Below are 1196 nucleotides of genomic sequence, written 5' to 3' on the forward strand. Positions count from 1 at the left end.
GCTCGGCAGACCCGGTAGGTTCTTATCCGTACTACGGCTTTAATCGCCCCTCGGTCGGCTTGCTCGACAACACCACTGGTGGAAATCGTCAGCATATCGCTCGATAGCCGCAGTAGCCGCATATCCGTATTGCGGCTTTATGTCGCTCCTCGATTGGCTCTCACGACAGTCCCGGTAGGTACTTACCTCTCTGTCAAGTTTCCTCAAGAAACTTGAACGTTACCCGCAGGGTAACGCGAAACACGGGCAGGTTTGGCAGTCAAACATGAGCAGGTTTCAAAGCCTGACACGGGCGTGTCATAACCCCTGACGCGGGCAGGTCTCACAGGGGAAGCGACTTTGCCGCTTCCCCTGTGAGACGAGGAAGGGAACGCGGCAAAACCCGTTCCCTTCCGCTCCATTTCGGCAAGCCCTATGTCGCCCCTCGGTCGGCTCCCACGGCAGCCCGGTAGGTTCTTACCCGTATTACGGCATATTGGCTTTCGCCCTTCGGTCGGCTTGCTCGGTAGGCACGGTAGCCGCTTACCCGTACTACGGCTATAGGCTTTCGCCCTTCGGTCAGTCCGCTCGGTAGCCTTGCTGGTGGAAATCGCCAGCATATCGCTCGGCAGGTAACTGCTCACTGCCTCTGTTAAACCCTTAACGCCGCCCCTCGCCGCCCACGGTGCGTAAAGCGAAACACGAGCACCTCGCTTGGTGGGCACCAAGGGAAACACTTGGTGCGCGTGCAGGGAGTCGCTTGGTGGGTAGCGCCCGCCGCCCTTCGGCAAGCTTTCTTGATAAACACAGTAGCCGCATATCCGTATTACGGTTTTATATCGCCCCTCGGTCGGCTCGCTCGGCAACCCGGTAGGTGCTTACCTCTCTGTCAAGTTTCCTCAAGAAACTTGAACGTTACCCGCAGGGTAACGCGAAACACGGGCAGGTCGTCATAGGTAACGCGGCACTCCCCGCACAGGCAGCGCCCCGCCGCCCCCTCGGTAAGCCTTCTTGATAAACACGGTAGGCGCTTACCCGTAGTATGGCATAGAGGCTTTCGCCCTTCGGCAAGCCCGCCCGGTGCCAGCAGCTATGCCCGTACCTATACGCGCCGCGCGCAAAAAAAAAGCGGGACTGCCTTGCGGCAGCCCCGCCCCCGCCAGCGCCCAGCGACTGCCCCGCGCGGTGCGCCGGGACGACCCCGGGCTTGGCGCCCC

At 60.6% G+C, this 1196-nt stretch carries 1 protein-coding gene; it reads right to left on the reverse strand.

Features of this window, described 5'->3' with window-relative positions; genetic code table 11:
• Nucleotides 1-1010: 1010 nt before the first annotated feature.
• A partial coding sequence (locus AWU74_RS12740; protein WP_238580194.1) for a hypothetical protein occupies nucleotides 1011-1196 on the reverse strand: 186 nt, incomplete at its 5' end.

It is taken from the genome of Treponema endosymbiont of Eucomonympha sp., assembly GCF_001028545.1.